Source organism: uncultured Parasphingorhabdus sp. (assembly GCF_963975735.1).
In the GTDB taxonomy this organism is placed as follows: Bacteria; Pseudomonadota; Alphaproteobacteria; order Sphingomonadales; family Sphingomonadaceae; genus Parasphingorhabdus.
In genome coordinates this window covers 70,864-91,710 of record NZ_CAXBIA010000005.1, presented here as the reverse complement: position 1 = coordinate 91,710, position 20,847 = coordinate 70,864, and the positions used below count along the sequence as shown (strand labels likewise).

At 58.9% G+C, this 20,847-nt stretch carries 17 protein-coding genes; 9 read left to right on the top strand and 8 right to left on the bottom strand.

Annotation, left to right across the window (positions count from 1 at the left end):
• Positions 1-109: 109 nt before the first annotated feature.
• Positions 110-511, bottom strand: a complete 402-nt coding sequence (locus AACZ86_RS08435) for a DUF2946 family protein (RefSeq protein ID WP_339691346.1) — start codon at positions 509-511, stop codon at positions 110-112.
• Positions 512-695: 184 nt separating this feature from the next.
• On the opposite strand from AACZ86_RS08435, the gene AACZ86_RS08430 reads away from it, so the two are divergent.
• Complete coding sequence (locus AACZ86_RS08430) at positions 696-1,982, top strand: porin (RefSeq protein ID WP_339691344.1); 1,287 nt, start codon at positions 696-698, stop codon at positions 1,980-1,982.
• Positions 1,983-2,013: 31 nt separating this feature from the next.
• Here the strand turns inward: AACZ86_RS08430 and AACZ86_RS08425 are convergent, their stop codons facing one another.
• Positions 2,014-3,204: a potassium/proton antiporter gene (locus AACZ86_RS08425; RefSeq protein WP_339691343.1), complete on the bottom strand. Its 1,191-nt coding sequence runs from the start codon at positions 3,202-3,204 to the stop codon at positions 2,014-2,016.
• 182 nt (positions 3,205-3,386) lie between these two features.
• On the opposite strand from AACZ86_RS08425, the gene AACZ86_RS08420 reads away from it, so the two are divergent.
• Positions 3,387-4,625: a mechanosensitive ion channel family protein gene (locus tag AACZ86_RS08420; protein ID WP_339691342.1), complete on the top strand. Its 1,239-nt coding sequence runs from the start codon at positions 3,387-3,389 to the stop codon at positions 4,623-4,625.
• 30 nt (positions 4,626-4,655) lie between these two features.
• Here AACZ86_RS08420 and AACZ86_RS08415 read toward each other — a convergent pair whose 3' ends face one another.
• From AACZ86_RS08415 to AACZ86_RS08400, 4 genes are all read right to left on the bottom strand, one after another.
• Positions 4,656-6,131: a UdgX family uracil-DNA binding protein gene (locus AACZ86_RS08415; RefSeq protein ID WP_339691341.1), complete on the bottom strand. Its 1,476-nt coding sequence runs from the start codon at positions 6,129-6,131 to the stop codon at positions 4,656-4,658.
• A gap of 11 nt (positions 6,132-6,142) precedes the next feature.
• Complete coding sequence (locus tag AACZ86_RS08410; protein WP_339691339.1) at positions 6,143-7,384, bottom strand: putative DNA modification/repair radical SAM protein; 1,242 nt, start codon at positions 7,382-7,384, stop codon at positions 6,143-6,145.
• A 90-nt stretch (positions 7,385-7,474) separates the two neighbouring features.
• Positions 7,475-8,050: a hypothetical protein gene (locus AACZ86_RS08405; protein WP_339691337.1), complete on the bottom strand. Its 576-nt coding sequence runs from the start codon at positions 8,048-8,050 to the stop codon at positions 7,475-7,477.
• 77 nt (positions 8,051-8,127) lie between these two features.
• Complete coding sequence (locus tag AACZ86_RS08400; protein ID WP_339691335.1) at positions 8,128-9,552, bottom strand: M20/M25/M40 family metallo-hydrolase; 1,425 nt, start codon at positions 9,550-9,552, stop codon at positions 8,128-8,130.
• A 242-nt stretch (positions 9,553-9,794) separates the two neighbouring features.
• Between AACZ86_RS08400 and AACZ86_RS08395 the strand changes: the two genes are divergently transcribed.
• From AACZ86_RS08395 to AACZ86_RS08385, 3 genes are all read left to right on the top strand, one after another.
• On the top strand, positions 9,795-11,540 hold the full coding sequence (locus AACZ86_RS08395; protein WP_339691333.1) for a VWA domain-containing protein: 1,746 nt from the start codon (positions 9,795-9,797) through the stop codon (positions 11,538-11,540).
• 204 nt (positions 11,541-11,744) lie between these two features.
• A complete protein-coding gene (locus AACZ86_RS08390; protein ID WP_339691330.1) occupies positions 11,745-12,506 on the top strand; it encodes an OmpA family protein in 762 nt (253 codons plus the stop codon).
• 149 nt (positions 12,507-12,655) lie between these two features.
• Positions 12,656-13,246: a hypothetical protein gene (locus AACZ86_RS08385; RefSeq protein ID WP_339691328.1), complete on the top strand. Its 591-nt coding sequence runs from the start codon at positions 12,656-12,658 to the stop codon at positions 13,244-13,246.
• A 13-nt stretch (positions 13,247-13,259) separates the two neighbouring features.
• On the opposite strand, the gene AACZ86_RS08380 is transcribed toward AACZ86_RS08385, so the two are convergent.
• A complete protein-coding gene (locus AACZ86_RS08380; RefSeq protein ID WP_339691325.1) occupies positions 13,260-14,576 on the bottom strand; it encodes a hemolysin family protein in 1,317 nt (438 codons plus the stop codon).
• A 155-nt stretch (positions 14,577-14,731) separates the two neighbouring features.
• On the opposite strand from AACZ86_RS08380, the gene AACZ86_RS08375 reads away from it, so the two are divergent.
• Both AACZ86_RS08375 and AACZ86_RS08370 read left to right on the top strand, forming a co-directional pair.
• A complete protein-coding gene (locus AACZ86_RS08375) occupies positions 14,732-15,406 on the top strand; it encodes an OmpA family protein (RefSeq protein WP_339691323.1) in 675 nt (224 codons plus the stop codon).
• A 73-nt stretch (positions 15,407-15,479) separates the two neighbouring features.
• A complete protein-coding gene (locus AACZ86_RS08370; RefSeq protein ID WP_339691321.1) occupies positions 15,480-16,247 on the top strand; it encodes an SDR family NAD(P)-dependent oxidoreductase in 768 nt (255 codons plus the stop codon).
• Here AACZ86_RS08370 and AACZ86_RS08365 read toward each other — a convergent pair.
• The gene (locus AACZ86_RS08365) at positions 16,244-17,476 is read right to left on the bottom strand and encodes a UbiH/UbiF/VisC/COQ6 family ubiquinone biosynthesis hydroxylase (protein ID WP_339691319.1); all 1,233 of its coding nucleotides are present in this window, start codon (positions 17,474-17,476) and stop codon (positions 16,244-16,246) included. The two genes, AACZ86_RS08370 and AACZ86_RS08365, sit on opposite strands and share 4 nt — an antisense overlap.
• A gap of 169 nt (positions 17,477-17,645) precedes the next feature.
• Here AACZ86_RS08365 and AACZ86_RS08360 point away from each other — a divergent pair, with 169 nt between their 5' ends.
• Both AACZ86_RS08360 and AACZ86_RS08355 read left to right on the top strand, forming a co-directional pair.
• Entirely contained in the window at positions 17,646-19,958 is a 2,313-nt protein-coding gene (locus tag AACZ86_RS08360) for a DNA translocase FtsK 4TM domain-containing protein (protein ID WP_339691467.1), read from the top strand.
• A 91-nt stretch (positions 19,959-20,049) separates the two neighbouring features.
• Positions 20,050-20,679, top strand: a complete 630-nt coding sequence (locus AACZ86_RS08355) for an outer membrane lipoprotein carrier protein LolA (protein ID WP_339691318.1) — start codon at positions 20,050-20,052, stop codon at positions 20,677-20,679.
• Positions 20,680-20,847: the final 168 nt, after the last annotated feature.

The following is a 20,847-nucleotide window of genomic DNA, read 5'->3' as shown; positions in this document are numbered from 1 at the left end:
TATTGCGGTTCGAACGCAGCCGGATCGGGCTAGATGAATGGCGCATGGCGATACGGACCTTGCCGGTCCGCCACCGTTTTTGCGCATTGGATTTTGCCGAGTAGCTGCGTCAGGCAGCCAGCGGTGGCCCTCTGGAGGGCGGGCGCAGGCGTGGCGTATCGCTTGCCCCGGACGATATCTGCGGCGCGAATGCGAGCGCCAGAACAAAAGCGATGGCCGAAGCCAGCAGCGCGAGGTCCACGCCAGCAACCGCGCTTTTTGCCAAACCGGTATAAGGGCAATCGTTCTTGCCCTTTTCATGCTCCGCACCGGCGGACCCTTTCATCGGGACCGATATCTCGCGAGTGAGCTGTTCGCCGGTGGAATCGGAGCAGATGATGACGGTCAACACCATATTGTCGCTCGACACCATATAGCCGGCCGGAACCAGCAACTTGAACAGCAAAGTCGCAGCGAGCAGACAAGCTGCCAGCGTGCCGTTGCGGCTGATCAAAGTGCGGATCGAATCCATCGGTGCCTGTTAATTGCTTCGGTCCCGCTTGTCATCAGCGAAAGACGCTCCAACCCCGCCAAGCTAAGCTACGCCACCGGCAACCAATGCTTACTTGCTGGGCGCGGGTCGGGATCGCTAGGGACGCGCTCCGGCGAACACCCTCTCCCGTTCCGCCGATGCACCAAAAGAAAGTAATATAGTCATGTCCCGTTTCACTACCCCTGCCGCCAATCGCCGGATCCGTTCGCTGGCCAGTATCCTGCTCGCAGGCGCGGCGCTCTGCATGCCGGGTGCGGCGCAGGCGACGGACGGCTATTTCCTCAACGGTGTCGGTGCCAAGGCCAAGGGCGCGGGCGGCGTGGCTATTGCGATGCCTCAGGATGCTTTCTCGATCGCCAGCAACCCGGCTTCGGCGACTGTCATCGAACACCGGCTGGATGTCGGCTTCGAAGTTTTCATCCCTGATCGCGGAGCCGAGATTGTCGGTAATCAAGCAGGGCTCGACGGTGCTTATTCCGGCAATGGCGCCAATCCCTTCATCCTGCCCGAATTTGCCTATGTCCGGCCGCTGTCGGACACGGTGTCGATCGGGATTGCGGTCAACGGCAATGGCGGCATGAACACCGATTACGAGACCAACCCCTTCGCCAGTTTCGGCGCGACCGGTCCGGCGGGCGTGAACCTGCGGCAGATTTCGATTGCGCCAACCATTGCGGTGGAATTTGCCGAGGGCCAGAGCCTTGGCCTGTCGCCGCATTTCGTCGTGCAAAGCTTTGAGGTCGAGGGCATCCAGCCGTTCGCCGCCAATTCACAGGACCCGGCGAATTTCACCAACCGCGGTGAAGACTGGGCCTTTGGCGCGGGTTTCCGTGTCGGCTATCTCGGCAGCTTTGGCGATGATGTCCGCGTCGGCGCTTTCTACCAGTCGAAGGTCTGGACCACCGAGTTTGACCGCTATGCCGGATTGTTCGCCGAACAGGGCGGCTTCAACATGCCTGCATCCTGGGGCGCGGGCGTTTCGGTCGACGCGACGCCGAAGCTGACATTGGGTGTGGATTTCAAGCATATCGAATATTCGGGCGTGAACTCGGTAGGCAATCCGATTGCGTCGCTGTTGCAGGGCGTCCCCTTTGGCGCGGACAACGGCCCCGGCTTCGGCTGGGACGATATCGACGTGTGGAAGGTCGGCGCGGTCTATCAGGCCAGCGACAAGCTGACCCTGCGCGCAGGCTATGGCCGCTCCGACAACCCGGTCCCGCAGTCGGAGACATTGCTCAACATATTAGCGCCGGGCGTGGTCCGCGATCATTATACATTGGGCGCGACAATCAAGGCATCCGACAATCTGGAGATCACCGGTTACGCGATGCGCGCGCCGCGCCAGACGGTTTACGGCTCCGGATCGATCCCCGCACCCTTTGGCGGCGGCGAAGCGAATATCCGCCTTGCCGAAACCGCGATCGGTTTTTCCGTCGGCTTCGGTTTCTAGACCGGTCGCGCCCGGGGCAGACTGTCGATGATCAGCTTCTGACCCCGAGCCGGTCGGCCGCCCATTTGATCGTCGGCCCCTGGATGACGCTGGACAGCAGCACCACGAAGAAGACGACATTGAAGATCGCGAAAGCCCCCGGCACGCCCGCGACCATCGGGAATGTCGCAAGGACAATCGGTACCGCGCCGCGCAGACCGGCCCAGGACACGAACAGCTTGGATCGCCAGTCAAACTGGCGGAAGGGCGCGAGGCAGATGAAGACGCTCAGCGGCCGGGCAACGAACATCAGGATGAAGGTAATCGAAAGTCCGGGGATGATCACCGGAACCAGATTTGACGGTGTGACCAGCAGTCCGAGCGTGAAGAACATCACCACCTGGGACAGCCAGGCCATGCCGTCCTGAAAGCCGGACACGGTCTTTTTCGCCGCATAAGTCCTGTTCCCGGCCACGATACCGGCGAGATAGCTGGCCAGAAAACCGTTGCCGGCCAGCACTTCGGCAAGTCCGAAAGCGATCAGGGCGGCTGCTATCGAAATGACAAAGGCCAGACCGCCTTGCTGATAGCCGCCGCGTTTCAGGATTTCCGGCATGGCAAATCCGACGCCGACACCCACTATCGTGCCCATCACCATCTGGATGACGAAATCGGGCGCAAGCTGCAGCGGAGAGGCAGAGGGACTTTCTATCAGAAACAGAATCGCCCCGACCAGGAATATGGCCATGGGATCGTTCGAGCCGGACTCGGTTTCGATCAGCGCCGGGACGTCGCCATGCAGATCGAGCCCCGATGAACGCAGCACGGCAAAGACCGCCGCCGCATCGGTCGAGGCGATCACCGCGCCCAACAAGGCACCTTGCAGCGGACCGAAACCCAATATGAAGATCGCGGAAAGCGCGACAATTCCCGCGCTGATCAGAACCCCGATGGTGGCTAGCAGCAAAGCCGGTGCCGCCATGCGCCGGACGTCGCGCCAGGCGGTGCCCATGCCGCCAGAGAACAGGATGAACAGCAGACAGGCGATGCCGATCCCCTGGGTCAGTTCGAAATTTTCAAAATAGAAGCCGCCGGGCCCTTCGACGCCGGCCAGGATACCGAGACCGATAAATCCGATCAGGGCGGGAAAGCCGAACCGGCTGGACAAGGTCCCGGCGAGAACGGTGGTAAGGAGAATGACACCCAATATGAGCAAGGTCAGTTCGGTGTTGAAGAAAGTCATATATCTCCTGACCATTGGCGGGGCTGATTAATGATATTTAATAGCACCGGGAACAGGATGTCGAAAGGCGAAACGTCGTGAGTCGCTTCGGTTGACACTGACGGTGCCGCCGGTCATAATTCGCCCTCGCCTCACATCCCCCAAAACGGAGACAGAGCCCGCACCCTTGCGGGCATGACACCATGCAGCAGTTCCAGAGCGAAAGCCTCTCCATCATAGACAGCATCCCCTTCCTTCCCAACCTCGCGCCCTCGGGCCAAACGCTGGTCGGAATTTGCATACTCCTCGCCATTGCGTGGATCGCCAACTTCATCATCAAGCATATCGTGCTGCGGGTCGTCACGCGCTGGATGCCCTATGACGACATCACGCCGGTACCGGTTGCGGCACGGCTGGCCAATATCGTGCCGGCGCTTATCATCTCGAACGGTATTGGCGCGGTTCCCCACTTGTCGACGCCGGTGGTCACTCTGGTCAGCAACGTCGTGTCCGCCTCGATCATCCTGTTCATCGGGATGGCGCTCAGCAAGGCGCTCACGCTCGCCAATGACATTTACGACCATCGGCCGAGCTCCGCGACCCGGCCGATCAAAGGCTATATCCAGCTGCTCAAGATCATCCTTTATGTCGGCGCGACGATCCTGATCATAGCGGCGCTGATGGATGAATCGCCATTGCTTCTCCTGTCGGGCCTCGGCGCGATGGCAGCGGTCGTGCTGCTGGTATTCAAGGACACTTTGCTGTCGCTGGTGGCCTCGGTGCAGCTGACCTCGAACGACATGCTGCGCGTCGGTGACTGGATCGAGATGCCGGCGCTGAATGCCGACGGCGATGTCATCGATATCGCGCTGCACACGGTCAAGGTGCAGAACTGGGACAAGACGATCACCACCATTCCCACCCATCGCCTGATCTCGGAGAGCTTCAAGAACTGGCGTGGCATGGCCGAAGCGGGCGGGAGACGGATCAAACGGTCGCTCTTCATCGACCAGAACGGCATCCGTTTTCTGACGCGCGATGAAAAGGACGGGTTTCGCCGTTTCCAGCTGCTCGACGAATATCTCGGCCACAAGCAGGCCGAACTCGGCGAATGGAATGCCGCGATCGAGAAAGCCGGGCGCGACGAGGTCAACGCCCGCCGCGTCACCAATATCGGCACATTCCGCGCCTATGTCGTCGAATATCTGCGCGCCAACAGCCATATTGCCGACGGCATGACGTTGCTCGTGCGCCAGCTCGACCCGACGACGCAGGGATTGCCGATCGAGATTTACTGTTTCACCAACACGACCGACTGGAACGCCTATGAAGATATCCAGTCGGATATTTTCGACCATATGCTGGCGATCCTGCCCGAATTCGGGCTGCGCCCCTTCCAGGAACCGAGCGGCCTGGATTTGCAGCGTGGGCTGGCAGCATAATAGCCGAAGTCGCGACAAGCCCAGCTTGCTTCAGCGCATAAAATCTATCGCCAGCTCCAAGTCACGGACAAATTTTGCATATTCGACCTGTCGCCCCTGCTCGTCGGGGATGCGCAGCAGATAGGACGGGTGCACGGTTATCAGGATTGAACGGTCTTCTGCGCTGGACAAGATCTCGCCGCGGTGACGGGAGATTGTGACAGCCTTCCCGGCCAGACTGCGGGCGGCGGTTGCGCCGAGCGCCACCACCAGCTTCGGATTGACCAGCCTTATTTCCTGTTCGACCCACCAGCGATAGTAATTGATCTCGCCGGCATTGGGTGTTTCGTGGATGCGCCGCTTGCCGCGCGGGGTGAATTTGAAGCGTTTGACGGCGTTGGTGAGGAAGGTCTGCTGCCGGTCGATATGGGCTTGCTCCAGCGCACGGTCGAGCAACTGGCCCGCCGGTCCGACGAAAGGCTTGCCCTCCCTGTCTTCCTGATCGCCGGGCTGCTCGCCGATGATCATGATGTCAGCATGGTCCGGCCCGATACCGCGTACCAGCCGGTCGGAGAATTTTTCTCTTGGCGCGTCCGGTTCCTGTTCCAGCAGCGCATAGAGCTGATCCAGAGAGGTCGGCAGACTTGCGGCCGGTTCATCCATCCTCGGGTCAAATAGCATATCTGCCTGCGCGCCCGCCACCATCGCCTCGACCCGCATGCCGGCCTGCTCCAGCAGCGACGGAATAAGCTCCGCTTCCGGCAGGTTTTTCCAGTATTTCATCGGCATTTCGGACTTCATCGCGCTGATCTTGACCCGGGCGGGATTGAAAATATTGGCATAATAGGTCCGCCATTCGGCCTCGACCACATCTTCCTGCGGCACGTCTTCCTTGCAGCCGCCGGGGCCGACCGAGAGCTTCTGCCCGTCCCAGGCGATGCTCGCGCCGGGGGTGACGATCAGCCAGTCCATGCCGGTGAAGCGGTTGCGGAAAAACGGGGCTACCGCTTCGGTGATGTGATGGTCCGGTTCGAACCACGCGACAAATTGCTCGCGGCCCTCGCTGTCACCGATTTTGCGGAAGCGGACAAAGGCGTGCATCTTGTGGATATCGCGGCGGATCGCCTTGGCGTAGCGGTTGAGTTTCAGCACGTCGGCATCAGCGGGATTGCGGTGCAGGCTCGGAACGGACTGAGCGCGATAGAGGAGACGGTAAGCGAGATCGAACCGATCTTCATTGCTGTGCAGCAGAGCGGTGTTGATCAGCGAGAGCAAAGTCTTTGAAATGCGGACTTGGCGCGCAATTTGATCGCGGCACTGCTCCGGCAAGGCGGCGGGTGGAGACAGATCAAGTTCGCCGCTGGTGCTACGCCCTTCGACCGTCCAGATTACCTGTTCCGGCGCGATACCTGCCTGCAACAGCCGCCGCGCATGGTCGCGCCAGCCATCCAGATCGACTTCGCTGGAGAGCGATATCCGGTAGATGCTTTTAGCGGGTGCATTGCCGCTGCTGAAATCTGGCACCATATTCACGACCGTCAGGCGGGAAACAGACTGAGCTGTTCGGGTGGCGGTTTCAGCCGGTCGTAGAGATTCAGCGAATCCAGCTGCTTGCCCGGATGCCAGTCCGCCGTGGTGATAAACGGCAATATCTTCTTCACCGACTGGCAGATACGTTCGAGATCGGTCAGGCGCAAGGCGGTGAACCGGCGGGCCTGGAGTATCTTGCCTACTCCCTTGCCGCCCAGTCCGGGAATGCGCAGCAGGCTTTCCTGATCGGCCAGATTGATATTGACCGGAAAGCGCGCGCGGTTTTGCAGCGCCCAGGCGAGCTTCGGATCGATGTTGAGGTCGAGCTGGCCCGCGCTGCCGCCCTGCATGATTTCCGCGACGGAAAAGCCGTAGAAGCGCAGCAGCCAGTCGGCTTGATAGAGACGGTGCTCTCTCAGCAAAGGCGGCGCCTGCACCGGCAAATTGCTGCTGGAGTCGGGAATCGGGCTGAAGGCGGAATAATAGACGCGCTTCAAACCATAGCTGCCGTAGAGGCCATCGCTGGTCGTCAGGATTTTGGCGTCGTCGGAAGCGTCGGCGCCGATGATCATCTGGGTGCTGTGGCCACCCGGTGCGAACAGCGGCGCCTTGCGAGAGGTCTTGCGTTCGGCCTTTGCTTCGCGCACCCGCTTGCCGAGATTATCCATGGATCGGCGGATCAGCTTGCCGTCTTTTTCGGGCGCCAGCCGCGCGATCGACTCATCGTCGGGCAGTTCGATATTGATCGACAGGCGGTCGGCATATTGCCCGGCCTGTTTGAGCAGCTCCGGGTCGGCCTCGGGAATGGTTTTGAGATGGATATAGCCGCCGAAACGATGGACAACCCGCAGCCGTCGCGCGACTTCGACCAGTTGCTCCATCGTATAATCCGGACTGCGGATGATGCCGGAGGACAGGAACAGCCCCTCGATATAATTGCGCTTGTAAAAATCGAGCGTCAGGTCGACGATCTCCTGCACCGTGAATGCGGCGCGCCGCACATTGCTCGACGAGCGGTTGATGCAATAGAGACAGTCGAACATGCAATAGTTGGTCATCAGGATTTTCAGAAGCGAGATGCAGCGGCCGTCCGGCGCATAGCTGTGGCAGATGCCCATGCCGCCGGTCGACCCGATGCCCCCCGATTTCGCGGAATTGCGCTTTACAGAGCCGCTCGACGCGCAGGACGCATCATATTTTGCGGCGTCCGCAAGAATCGCCAGTTTTTCGGATCGGGAGAGTTTGGACATATCCCGACCGTAGGGTATGTTCTTGGTTTGTTCAATAACCTAGATCAAGTTCGAGCGCTATTATTATGGCCCAAGCGGTAGCCTGATCCCTCAAGACCGGAACAGATTATCCGGATCGAAGTCGCACCAATGGGCGATCTTGAGATAGGTGGCGGTAAAGCCGGACAGCGAGAAGTCGTCGACGATCACGTTCACCTCCCCGCTATGCTCGACCCGCACCGACAGATTATCGCCCTTGCGCATTTTGGTGATCAGATCGGGGACAAAACCGCCGGGCAGCGACGCACCGACCATGAAGCGGCCATAAGCGTCCGGGCCGTCGTAATAAGACATTTCCTCGCCGACGCCCACCAGGCTGTTGTCGATGATCAGCGCGAATTTGTCGTCCTCCCGCAGCGGCAGAGGTTCGCTGCTATAAACAATCGGCAAATAACTGGCAGAGCTATTGAGGCCACCCTTTTCCAATTCGATGCGGAACCAGCCCGACCCGTCGCCACCGGTCGAGATGGCGCATCGGCCGTCCCTATATTCGGCATGCCAGTCCTTGTGCGACCATTGCCGCTCGGGATTGTCCTGAGCGGAAGCGGGCGCGCTGGCCATTGCCAGGAGCACCCCGGCTGACAATCCGCCAAACAGACGGGAAATTCGGGAGTTACAGATTTTCATATAAAGCCTCTTGCAGAATTAACCGACGCAATCGAACCAGCCTCGAGGGAGAAAGCGCATTCGTCCGAGACCCGCCCTTACTCCGCCAGCTTCTTCAGGATCCAGTACCAGTGATCCAGCCCGCCATAGAATGACGCAACCGGCAGGCGTTCGTTCAGGCCATGGGCGAACATGTCGGAGGCTTTCATCGCGGCACCCGAAAGCGCCACCGTGTCGTAGCCCAGCGCGCGGTAATGCATGCCGTCGGTGCCGCCCGACTCCATATATGGCAGGATCGGCAGCCCCGGATAGCGCTTGTCGATACTGTAGCGGATCGCCGCTCTGACATCGTCGCGGAGTTCGGATTCGGGACTTTCCGTCACATCGGTGATCAGCTTGAAGCTGGCATTGTCATTGCCGATGATCTCTTTCAGCTTCGCCTCTGTCGCGGCAGCTCCCACTCCCGGAAAAATCCGGCAATTGACGGTTGCCGTCGCGGATTGCGGCAGGGCATTTTCTGCGTGGCCGGCCTGCAACATGGTGGCGACACAGGTCGTTCCCAGCGTGCCGACGGACTCCGGATCGGCCTGCAGGATCGCAATCGCCGAAGCGTCCGACGGGTCCGCCGCGAAGCGCAGCATTGCCTGCCCCATCTCGCCAGGAGTCAGTTTGCCGGCTGTGGCAAAATAGCTTCTGGTCAAATCCGTCGCCTGTACCGGAAATTTATAGGCCGCGATCTTGCCCAGCGCCTCGGCCAGTTCATAGATCGCATTGTCCGCGCGCGGGCGGGATGAATGACCACCGGGATTATTCACGGTCAGTTCGAACGTGGCGTAGGTCTTCTCCGCAGACTGTACCTGGAACGCGACCGGCGTTCCATCTTCCGCCAGAGAGACCCCGCCGGCATCGCTGTTCAGGATGAAGGCCGGATCGATATTTTCCGCCACATATTTTGCCTGTGCCTCGGTCGAGACCATGCCGGTTTCCTCGTCGCCCGAAAAGACCAGAACCAGGTCGCGCGACGGCTGCCAGCCCTCCGCCTTGAGCCGGAGGAAAGTCGATGTCAGATTTGTGATGCCATATTTGTTGTCCATCGTGGCGCGGCCGAAGAAATAGCCGTCCTCTTCGGTCAGGGTGAAGGGCGGACGCACCCAGTCCTTTGCCAGCGCGTCGACCACGTCCATATGGCCGAGCAGGACAATCGGCTTGTCGGTGCTGCCGGCTTTTGCGCGATAGGTAACCATCAGCCCCTGGGTTTTTTCACCGTCGCTGTCATAATCGGTGATCTGGATATCATCGTCGCCGAATCCCGCCTTCTTGAAGCGGTCGACAAGATAGGAGACCATCGCCGGAACCTGTTCCTGACCGCGCGCAGTCCGAAAGGCGATGACATCGCGGTATATATCACGCGCCAGTTGCTGGTGCGCTGTCAGCGCGGCACCCTCTTGCGCCAGAACAGGCTGGGCAGCGAAAACGCCCGCCAATAATGCGACCGCCATCCGGCCAGAATATCTTTGTGTCATTTTCTTTGCAGTCACAGCAGTTCTCCCCTGAAAATCGTATCTTATCTGATGGATAAGGAATGTAAATCATTCTATCTGTATCGGCTGGAAGGGCAATGCCGCGCCCCATTGTCGAGGGCCTGGCCACGCGTTTTCCCGGTCAATCCAGCATCCCGATGTATGTAACAACATATCATGCGTTCATTTTCCAGTCAGACATGATCTGTCAGCTTTGCGGTCGGGTCGGAACAATGGAGGGAATTATGCGGCATTTCAATTTTCCAGGAAAAAGCCTTTCGGTGCTGGCCGTTGCCGGCCTTGCGCTGACATCCGCTACACCGTCACTCGACGCGCGTTCGATCGCCCGTCCGGCCCCTCACCATCCGGTAAACTGCAGCATATTCTCGCGGATCAACGATGATCGCTACAGCAATCGGCCGACCGGCGCGCTGCGCGCCTCGCCCTCTGTGGCACCACCTCCGCCTCCGCCGCCCTCGTCACAAATCGTGACAACCGGCAAGGCCGTGGCCAGCGGCGCGATGGCCGCCGAACGCAGCATGGCGCCCTATCCCTACCCCCGACCGCTGCCTTATCCCCAAGCCCGGCCGCAGGATCGCGAACGCTATGACGGCAAGGAAGTCGCCAGCATCAAGCGTGTCGCCGACGAACCGGTTTCCACCTTCGCCGTCGACGTCGATACCGGCAGCTATTCCAATGTCCGGCGCTTTCTGAATGAAGGACGGCTGCCGCCGGAAGCGGCTGTGCGGACCGAAGAGATGATCAATTATTTCCGCTATGATTATCTAAGACCGCAAAACCGCGACACGCCGTTCAGCGTCTCCACCGACATTTCCACAACCCCGTGGAATGACGCCAGCCGGCTGCTGAGAATCGGCCTGCGCGGCTATGATGTCGACAGCAACGAACGGCCCCGCGCCAATCTGGTTTTTCTGGTCGACGTGTCCGGATCGATGAACAGCCAGGACAAGCTGCCACTGGTCAAATCGACTCTGACCGCGCTTGCCAATGAACTGCGTAGCGACGACCGGGTTTCGATCGTGGTCTATTCCGGCACGGTCGGCCTGTTGCTCGCGCCAACCTCGAACAAGGACTATGTCAAACAGGCGGTCGATTGCCTCTCGGCCAGTGGGTCAACCGCCGGCGGCGACGCGCTCAAACTGGCTTATTCGACCGCTCGCGGCAATTTCCTCGACGGCGGGATCAACCGGATCATCATGGCCACCGACGGTGATTTCAATGTCGGCACATCGAACACCGACGAGCTCAAGAAATATGTCGCCGAGCAGCGCAAGAGCGGCGTGACGCTGACCATGCTCGGCTATGGCAGCGGCAATATCCGCGACGAGTTGATGGAGGGCATCGCCAATGTCGGCAACGGCAATTATGCCTATATCGACAGTGCGATGGAGGCCCGCAAAGTGCTGGGATCCGAGCTCAGTTCTACCCTGTTCACCATCGCCAAGGATGTCAAAATCCAGATCGAGTTCAATCCGGCGCATGTGAAGGAATATCGCCTGATCGGCTATGAAAACCGCCTGCTCGCCGAGGAGGATTTTGCCAATGACAAGATCGACGCCGGTGATATCGGTGCCGGTCATCAGGTCACCGCGCTTTATGAAGTCATGCCGACCAACGCATCCGGCTGGCTTCCCGAACGGCGCTATCCGGCCAACCGGGTGGTTGAACGGCAATCCGATTTCAACGGCGAAATGGCGCAGGTCAAGCTGCGCTACAAATTGCCCGAGGAGGACAAGTCGCGACTGATCACCCGATCGATCGCGGCGCAGGACCTGCGCTCGGCAAGCCGCCCGAGCGGGGACATGGCTTTTGCCGTCGCGGTTGCTGCCTTTGGCCAGAAGCTGCGCGGCGACAAATATCTCGGCGACTATGATTTCCGGAACATCGGATTGCTCAGCGGCAATGGCGGGGATTACTGGCGTCAGGAATTCCGCAAGCTCAACGATCTGGCCAGCAGCAACAGCGGCTGAAAAGAGGGGAGGACAACACGATAGCCAGAAATAGTTATCGAAATTAACCTAATTTGGTAACCTTTTGTATCATATAGGAACAGTTTCAAGGGAAAAGCCTTCGGATGGTGGAGCGTCCTAACTGGACTCGCGCTTCATTATCCGCCATTTTGCTCAATCATTTCGAGAAAATGGCGTTGGGCCGAAAAGGGACTGAGGTTAGCTATGGAATTCCGAGGCAAGATATTGACCGGTGTAGCGGCGACGGTGGTGTTGGCACTGGCTGGCCATTTCGTGACCGGCGAGAAGTTCATTTCCGGTCTGGAGCAACAGGCAGAGACAGAATTGGCCGCACGGGGTCTGGATAACACAAGCGTCAGCTTCAGCCGCGATCCCCTGTCGCGCAGCGCCGTTCTGGATGGCGACATGCCCGACGATATGAAACAGGAAGCCCTTGGCGTGGTCACAGCCATCTCTGGCGTTTCCGGTGCAAGCTGGAAAGGCGAGGAAGATGCCGGGACCGCTGACGACGGCAATGACATCGCGCCGGCTGTAGACTCGGGCAACCCGGAAGAGGTTACCAAATGTCAAAATGGTGTCGACAAGATTCTCGAAAGCAGGAAAATCAGTTTCCGTTCCGGTAGCGCTTATGTGTCGCCGCAATCCAACAAGATTCTCGATGAACTCGCCAGTGCTTTGAAAAACTGTGCGGGCCTGTCGATAGCGGTCGAAGGCCATACCGATGACAATGGTGACAGCGCCGTCAACCGGATCATGTCGCAGGAGCGGGCTGATCGCATCAAGGCCGGTCTGGTCGAGCGCGGAATTCCTGCAAGCCTGATCACCGCTAAAGGATATGGATCAGCGCGACCGCGCGCAACGGGATCGGACGCTGCGGCTGACGCAAAAAATCGCCGGATTGAATTCCGGATCGGCGCTGCCAATGGCGCATCACAAGCTGATGCCAAAGCGCCACAGGGAGAATGAACTATGCCACTTTTGCTTGAAAATCTGTTGCTCCTTCTGGTGACTTTTGCGATTGGCCTCACTATCGGCTGGTTTATCTGGGGCCGGAACACAGAAGAATATTAGGCCAGACCGGCAACAAACAGGATTCAAAACGGGGTTTTGATAAGATGATTACGCTGATTACCGCCAATTGGCTGTTATACCTGATTGCACTCTTGATTGGTGTGGTCACGGCTTTCTGGATCTGGGCTGCAACCGGCCGCGATGCTTCTGCCCTCGACGATTTCAATGCCGATGACGGACTGCTAGCGAAAGCGGGAGAACCGGTGCCGCCGGCAGAACCGAAAGCACCGCCCCCGGTGGTAGCTGCCCCTGCCCCGGCGACGCCACCCGCGCCGCCTGTCCAGAAGCCCGTCGTCAAACCGGTCGCCGCGGCAATCGCACCGAAACCAGCGAAAAAGCCGGTAGAGGCTGCACCGCCACCCGCGGGCAAACCGAACATACCACCGGCAGTCGGTGAACCGGACAACCTGCGCCTGATCAAGGGTGTCGGTCCGAAACTGAATACGCTGCTGATCAGCCTTGGCGTTACCCGGTTCGATCAGATCGCCGAATGGAAAGAAGCCGAAATCACCGAAATTGACCAGTATCTCGATACGTTCAGCGGACGGATCACGAGAGACGCATGGATCGATCAGGCCAAGTTTCTCGCCAAGGACGATATCGCCGGATTTGAAAAGAAATACGGCAAGCTCTAGCGCCTGAAGCCGGTCAATCCACTTCGGGATTGCCGGCCCTGACGATCAGCTTGTCGATCTTCCGGCCGTCCATATCGACAATCTCGAATATCCAGTCCTGATCTTCAAAGGTCTCGCCTTCTTCCGGCAGGTGGCGCAATTGCGCCAATGCATGGCCGGCAACGGTCGCATAGTCACGGTCTTCCGATAGCCTGATCCCCAGCCGTTCGGCCAGCGCATCAATCGCCATCGCGCCGGACACCAGATAGCTGCCATCGGCCCGCTCGATCAGGCTACGCTGGGTTCTCTCGTCCTGGTCCGACACAAATTCACCGGCGATGGAACTCAGCAGGTCGTTGGGCGTGACGATGCCTTCGAAATGGCCATATTCATCGTGCACCAGCACCATCGGCACTTCGGCTTCGCGCAAGATATCCAGCGCGTCGAGGGCATCGAGCTGGTCAGGCACTTTCTCGAGCGCGCGCATCAATTTGCGCAGATCCAGAAGCTCGCCGCTCAATTGTGCCGCGACAATATCGCGCGCCTGAACAACACCGCAGATATCGTCGACAGATTCCTCCGCCACCGGAAAGCGGCTGTGCGGCGACGCGATCAGCAGTCTGTGTATTTCCTCGGTTGTCGCATCGATATCGAGCCAGTCGACTTCGGTCCGCGGAGTCATCACCTCGCGGATCGGCCGGTCTGCCATCCGGACCACCCCGGCGATGACCGCCCGTTCATGTTCCTCGATCACACCGGAACGCGTCGCTTCCGCAAAGACCATCTGCAACTCGTCCGCGGTCACATGGCTTTTCTCGTCCCGCTTCATCCCCATCATCCGGAAGATCAGGGCGCTGCTATTGTCGAGCAACCAGACGAGAGGCGCTGATACGCGCGCCAGAAAGGCCATGGGCTGGGCCATGACTATCGCGATCCGCTCTGCCGAACGCAGCGCAATCTGCTTCGGCACCAGCTCACCGACGACCAGCGAGGCATAAGTGGTCAGGCCGATGACCAATACGAAGCCGACGGTGCCCGAAAGATCTTTCCCCATCCCCAGCGCCTGCAACCGCTCCGCCACCGGTCCGCCAAGACTGGCGCCGGAGAACGCACCGGCAACGATACCGATCAGGGTGATGCCGATTTGCACGGTGGAGAGAAACTTGCCGGGATCGCTGGCGAGAAGCAGCGCGGTCTTGGCGCCACGATTCCCCTGATCAGCGAGGCTGTGCAGGTTCGCCTTGCGAGCAGAAACTATTGCTAGTTCCGACATGGCAAATACACCATTGATCAGCACCAGCATTATTATGATCGCGACGTCAAACCAGGGAAAGGGTGTCATATTGTCCATTGAAAGGGCGAAATGCCATACCCCCTTTAGCAGCATGTTTTACACAATCTCAAGTTTGCTGTCAGTTGTCGTTCATTTATCGTGCGTTAAGTGGAACCTTCTGGTCGGCGGAGCGTTATCTTGATCGAACAGGAATATCTCAAAGGGGAATGAAAATGCGGATAAACAGATCAATAATTACGGCAGCTTCGCTCGGTGCTTTGGCGCTAACCAGCGGCTGCGTGACCAATCCGGAAACCGGAAATCGGACCATCTCCAAGGCAGCCATTGGTGGCCTCGGCGGCGTTGTCGGCGGCTATCTGCTCGGTGACGTGCTCGGCGGCAAGAATGACCGTACCGCCAAGATCGTCGGCGCCGGCCTCGGTGGCCTCGCTGGTGCAGGCATCGGCTATTATATGGACGAGCAGGAAAAGAAATTGCGCGAACAGACAGCCGGCACCGGTATCGATGTCACCCGCGAAGGTGATAACCTGATCCTCAACATGCCATCCAACGTGACATTTGGCGTCGACAGCAGCGCGATCAGTCCCGCATTCCAAAGCACATTGGGCAATGTCGCCAATACGCTTTCAAGCTACGAAAAAAGCTATGTCGACGTGCTCGGCCACACCGACAGCACCGGCAGCGATGCCTACAACCAGTCCCTGTCCGAACGGCGGGCGGAATCGGTTGCCAACTTCCTTGCCAACAGCGGCGTGCAGCGCGCGCGTCTGGCGACAAGAGGCTATGGTGAAAGCCAGCCGATCGCTTCGAACAGCACCGAAGAAGGCCGGGCAGCCAATCGCCGGGTCGAAATCAAGATTGTTCCGATCGAACAGGCCGATCTGTAGAACCAATATAGCGCTTGCGCTAAACCATTGATTACGGGCATCCTCTTCAAAAATCAGAAGAGGATGCCCGTTCATGACTACACCCAATTTTTCTATCGACCTGACAGGACATACCGCCATTGTGACCGGCGCCTCCGCCGGACTGGGCCGACGCTTTGCCAAGGTGCTGGCAGCTTGCGGGGCAAAGGTCGCCTGCACGGCCCGCCGCAAGGACAAGCTTGACGCACTGGTTGACGAGATCACCGCCGAGGGCGGTACGGCCAAAGCCTTTGCGCTAGATGTTCGCGATGCTGCACAACTTCAGGCAATCATTCCCGCAGTTACCGAGGCGCTCGGCCAGCCCGACATTTTGGTCAACAATGCCGGGATCGTCGATGCCGAACACGCCACCCGGATGTCGGTCGACCTGATCGACGATGTTCTGGATACGAATCTGCGCAGCCTGTTCATCTTGTCGAACGAGTTTGCCCGTCCGCTGATCGCCAAAAAAACGCCGGGACGGATCGTCAATGTCGCGTCTATCGCAGCGACCAGCTATAGTGGTGGCGGGGCAGCTCTCTATTCAATAACCAAGGCCGGTGTGGTTCGTGTCACCGAAACCCTGGCAGTCGAATGGTCGAAATTTCACATCAATGTAAATGGCATTGCGCCGGGTCTGTTCGCCACCGACATGGCCGATGGCATGATCGAGCGCGCGGGCGATTTTTCGGTCCATTTCCCGCGCAAGCGAGTAGCTCAGCCGGAGCAGATGGACAGCACCCTGCTGTTTCTGGTGTCCCCGTCTTCGGATGCGGTTACCGGCACCGTGATCAAGATCGATGACGGCCAGGGTTCGCGCTAGACCAGTTCACCCTTGAGCAATTTCGGCAGATCGCCGGTCTCGCCTTTGGCTTCCGCCATGAATTGCGCCTTGAGCGGCGCGATGCGCTGGACCAGTCCGATACCCATACGCCGGATTTTCGAGGAGGTTTCTCCCGGCAGGCCGAACAGACGGGTCAGCAGGTCGGTGGCAGCCGATACCATCATATTGTCGAGGCTGCGCCAGCGGTCATAGCGCGCGAGAATTTGGCTATCGCCAAGATCGAGACCGGTGCGGGCGCCCTCGACCAGACATTCTGTCAGCGCGGCAACGTCGCGCAAGCCGAGGTTGAGCCCCTGCCCCGCAATCGGATGGATACCATGCCCGGCATCGCCGATCAGCACCAGCCGGTCGGCGGTCAGATGGGAACTGTGGTGGAAACCCAGAGGATAGGTCTGGCGGTCGGTGAGCAGTTCCAGCTCGCCGAGAAAACCGCCGGTCTTCTTCATCATTTCGGCAACAAAGGCGCGCTTGTTGATCTTGGCAAAGGCGGGACCGTCTTTTCTTGATACCGTCCACACAACCGCCGAACGGTGCTTGCCGTCGGTATCGTCGAGCATCGGCAATATAGCGAAGGGACCGGCAGGGAAGAACAGTTCATAGGCGGTGTTGCCATGCGGCTTTTCATGCGCAATTTTGCAGACAATCGCGCTGTGATCATATTGCCAGTGCGCCATGATGATGCCGGCTTCCTCGCGCATCCGGCTGCCGCGGCCATCGGCGGCGATCAGCAGCGGAGCGGAAAGCTGTTCGCCATTGGCGAGCAGGATATCGACAAGATGACCCTCGCGATCACAGGTTGCGACCTGCGTCGACAGATGCAGCCTAATATTCTCGCTGGCGCTGACGGCTTCGTACAACAGCCGCCGCAGCACGGCGTTTTCGACCATGATCCCCATCGGGCCTTCGTCCTCGCCGGGAACAAAGTCGAGGGTACCGGGTTTCAGCCCGTCGTTCACGAGTATCTTGTCGATGTCACAACCGTGCGGCCGCAATTTCCCGGCCAGCCCGATCGCATCGAACATATTCCAGCTGGCGCTGTTTATCGCCGAAACCCGCGAGTCATTTTGCGGATTGGTCAGATCCTCCGGTTCGGCGCGGTCGATGATTGCGACGCGCAATCCATGGGCAGCAAGAGTCAGCGCCTGGGTCAGGCCGATCATGCCTGCTCCCAATATGATGATATCGCTATTTCGAGAATCAGATCCCATGGATACGCCTTTCCGAGCCCAGATATGGGATATAGTTAGGCATCGATGGTCTGGAAAGAAAGGCAAATCCGGTAAAATAAAGCCAAGAAACTTGACGGAGAGTCCCCGATTCGCGCAAAGGAGCCTGTAGTGAATGCGCGCCTTCGGCTGGGGTGACGCACGGGAGTATATGATGGCGGAAAAAGCCAATGAAGCAAACTGGCGCGAGATCATGCGCCTCAGCCTGTTGCGCAGCGGTGCCCTGATCGGGGCCGTGACGATTGTGCTGTCGACCCTGTTCCTGTTTCTGGCGCTGGTCAGCTATTCGCCCAGTGATCCTTCGTTCAATACGGCTGCCGGCAGTGTCGAACATAACTGGATGGGGATTTTCGGTGCCTATCTGTCCGATCTGTCCTTGTCGCTGATCGGCCTGCCCGTCCTCCTGTTCCTGCCACTGCTGCTGGTGTTTGCCAGTCGCCTGTGGCGCGATATTCCCCAGCCCGGCTGGAAAAAACAATTGCTCTGGTGCCTGCTCGCGACCTTGCTGGTCGGTACCAGTCTCGCATTATGGGTCCCGGAACCGGAAATGGAATTGCCCTCCGGTCTCGGCGGACTCGCCAGCATGCTTCTGGCCAACGGAACCAGCGCCGGCCTCAACGCAATCTCGACCAGCTGGAGCGGTCTGGTCTCCGGCGTCCTGATCGCCCTCACCCTGTCTGCCGGACTGGTCCTCAGCTATTTGAGCTTACGGCTCGAAGGGCCTCTGTTTGCCGGAAAATCCCTGAAAATCCCTGCGGTCAAGAATCCTTTCGTCCAGAAAGACGAGGGCCTGGTGATCGAGCCCGATCGTTCCGGCACCGTCAAACCCAAGAAAGATCCAGCCCCACGCAAAGAGGTCAAGCCCGACAACCGGCCACCACCGGAAATCAGCGACCGCGCCCTGCCGCCCAAGAAAGCCGGCACCAACAAGGCCAAGCAAGGCGATTTCTTCGGACCTTATGTGCTGCCCTCGCTGGATCTTCTCACCCCTGCTCCAGAGCAGAATAACAATGTCATCGACAAGGCCGGGCTCGAACGCAACGCACGGCTGCTCGAATCCGTACTCGACGATTTCCACGTCAAGGGTACGATCAACGCGGTCCGTCCCGGTCCGGTCGTCACCATGTACGAGCTGGAACCGGCACCGGGCATCAAGGCCAGCCGCGTCATCCAGCTGGCCGAGGATATTGCCCGCAACATGTCGGCCCTGTCGGCGCGTGTCGCCGCCATACCCGGACGCACGGTCATGGGCATAGAATTGCCCAATGCGACCCGCGAGATGGTGGTGTTGCACGAGATGGTCGGCAGCGACAGCTTCGCCGAACAGACCGGCAAGCTGCCGATCATTTTGGGCAAGAATATCTCCGGCGATCCGGTCATCGCCGATCTGGCGCCGATGCCGCATCTGCTCGTCGCCGGTACCACAGGCTCGGGTAAATCGGTCGGCCTCAACTGCATGATATTGTCGCTGCTCTACCGGCTCACCCCCGACGAGTGCAAAATGATCATGATCGATCCGAAGATGCTGGAACTCAGCACCTATGACGATATTCCGCATCTCTTGTCTCCCGTCGTCACCGAACCGGCCAAGGCGATCCGCGCGCTGAAATGGGCGGTCGAGCAGATGGAAGAACGCTACCGGATGATGTCGTCGATATCGGTGCGAAATCTCGCCAATTATAACGAGAAGGTAAAGGGCGCCAAGGCGAAGGGGCAACCGCTCGGCCGCCGCGTCCAGACCGGCTATGATCCCGAGACATCACGTCCGATTTACGAGGAAGAGCAGCTCGATTTCGAAGTGCTACCGCAGATCGTGATCATCGTCGACGAGCTTGCCGACCTGATGATGACCGCCGGCAAGGAAGTCGAATTCCTGATCCAGCGGCTGGCGCAAAAAGCGCGTGCCGCCGGTATCCACCTGATCATGGCCACCCAGCGACCTTCGGTCGACGTCATCACCGGCGTGATCAAGGCCAACCTGCCGACACGGATCAGCTTTCACGTCACCTCGAAAATCGACTCACGCACCATTCTTGGCGAACAGGGCGCAGAACAGCTGCTCGGCAAGGGCGATATGCTCTATATGCCCGGCGGCAAGCAACTGACCCGCGTCCACGGTCCGTTCGTCTCCGATGACGAAGTCCGGAGGGTCGCCGACCACTGGCGCTCGCAGGGAGCGCCGGCCTATATCCAGGCGGTGACCGAAGAACCCGAAGATGGCAGCTTTGCCCTCGATGGTGCAGACCTGAGCGACAATAAGGAAGACCGGCAATATACGCAGGCCTGCCAGATTGTCTTCGAAAGCCAGAAAGTATCGACCAGCTGGCTGCAGCGGCAATTGCGGATCGGCTATAATACCGCCGCCCGGATCATCGACCGGATGGAGGAAGATGAATTTATCACCGCGCCCAACCATATCGGTCGCCGCGAAGTGCTGCGCGACCAACATGGCCAGCCGCTCTAGAGAGATCTGGCCTTTTTGCTGACGAAGTGATTAAGCCATCGTTCAATCGCCACTGGCTAGGCGGATATCTGGATTATCTGGAGTTTTCTTAATGTTGAAATATGGTTTCGCCTTGATCGCTGCGCCTCTGGCCCTGACAGCAAGCCTGCCCGCCACAGCACAGCAAAGCCCTGCCGACAGTCTGTCCAAAATTTCCGGCCATTTGCGTGCCATGTCGACGATGACCGCAAATTTCAGCCAGACCGACCGCAGCGGCCGATCTATGAACGGAACGCTGACAATCAAACAGCCCGGAAAGATTCGCTTTCAATATCAGAAAGATGCCAATCTGCTGATCGTCGGAGACGGAAAAGCCCTGACGCTGATCGACTATGAAGTGAACCAGGTCCAGCGCTGGCCGATCAGCAACAGCCCGCTCGCGGCGCTGCTCAACCCGGAACGCGACCTGTCGAAATATGGGAAAATCGTTCCGACTCGCAATCCCAACGTGCTGAGCGTCGAGGTCAGCGACCCCAAACGTCCGGAATATGGCGTAATAACAATGGTTTTCACCAAAAAAGCCGGTGCACCGGGTGGATTGAGTCTCGACGGCTGGGTATCGCTGGATTCGAAGAATAATCGCACATCGATCCGCCTTTCAAACCAGAAATTCGGTGTTCCGGTGGCCAATAGCAGTTTTAACTGGACCGATCCGCGGCGAAAAAGCCGCAGCAAGCGATGAACCGAGACGGACTACCGATCAGCAGAACATGATCTTTCATCCGTTCATATTCGCGACAGAAATACAGAGCTATAACCGAACACAGGATGAGAAGAGACGGTCAGGTCTTCCCCCCTGTTACCTGACGTAAAATGTCTCAACCCATCCTACTGCGTGACGAACGCGAGT

Excerpts from the sequence above, each read along its gene's own strand:
- AACZ86_RS08425 (WP_339691343.1), bottom strand. The coding sequence starts at position 3,204 with ATGACTTTCTTCAACACCGAACTGACCTTGCTCATATTGGGTGTCATT.
- AACZ86_RS08380 (WP_339691325.1), bottom strand. The coding sequence starts at position 14,576 with ATGGACAATATGACACCCTTTCCCTGGTTTGACGTCGCGATCATAATA.
- AACZ86_RS08435 (WP_339691346.1), bottom strand. The coding sequence starts at position 511 with ATGGATTCGATCCGCACTTTGATCAGCCGCAACGGCACGCTGGCAGCT.
- AACZ86_RS08415 (WP_339691341.1), bottom strand. The coding sequence starts at position 6,131 with ATGGTGCCAGATTTCAGCAGCGGCAATGCACCCGCTAAAAGCATCTAC.
- AACZ86_RS08365 (WP_339691319.1), bottom strand. The coding sequence starts at position 17,476 with ATGGGATCTGATTCTCGAAATAGCGATATCATCATATTGGGAGCAGGC.
- AACZ86_RS08395 (WP_339691333.1), top strand. The coding sequence starts at position 9,795 with ATGCGGCATTTCAATTTTCCAGGAAAAAGCCTTTCGGTGCTGGCCGTT.
- AACZ86_RS08420 (WP_339691342.1), top strand. The coding sequence starts at position 3,387 with ATGCAGCAGTTCCAGAGCGAAAGCCTCTCCATCATAGACAGCATCCCC.
- AACZ86_RS08390 (WP_339691330.1), top strand. The coding sequence starts at position 11,745 with ATGGAATTCCGAGGCAAGATATTGACCGGTGTAGCGGCGACGGTGGTG.
- AACZ86_RS08400 (WP_339691335.1), bottom strand. The coding sequence starts at position 9,552 with ATGACACAAAGATATTCTGGCCGGATGGCGGTCGCATTATTGGCGGGC.
- AACZ86_RS08370 (WP_339691321.1), top strand. The coding sequence starts at position 15,480 with ATGACTACACCCAATTTTTCTATCGACCTGACAGGACATACCGCCATT.
- AACZ86_RS08375 (WP_339691323.1), top strand. The coding sequence starts at position 14,732 with ATGCGGATAAACAGATCAATAATTACGGCAGCTTCGCTCGGTGCTTTG.
- AACZ86_RS08385 (WP_339691328.1), top strand. The coding sequence starts at position 12,656 with ATGATTACGCTGATTACCGCCAATTGGCTGTTATACCTGATTGCACTC.
- AACZ86_RS08410 (WP_339691339.1), bottom strand. The coding sequence starts at position 7,384 with ATGTCCAAACTCTCCCGATCCGAAAAACTGGCGATTCTTGCGGACGCC.
- AACZ86_RS08430 (WP_339691344.1), top strand. The coding sequence starts at position 696 with ATGTCCCGTTTCACTACCCCTGCCGCCAATCGCCGGATCCGTTCGCTG.
- AACZ86_RS08355 (WP_339691318.1), top strand. The coding sequence starts at position 20,050 with ATGTTGAAATATGGTTTCGCCTTGATCGCTGCGCCTCTGGCCCTGACA.
- AACZ86_RS08360 (WP_339691467.1), top strand. The coding sequence starts at position 17,646 with ATGATGGCGGAAAAAGCCAATGAAGCAAACTGGCGCGAGATCATGCGC.
- AACZ86_RS08405 (WP_339691337.1), bottom strand. The coding sequence starts at position 8,050 with ATGAAAATCTGTAACTCCCGAATTTCCCGTCTGTTTGGCGGATTGTCA.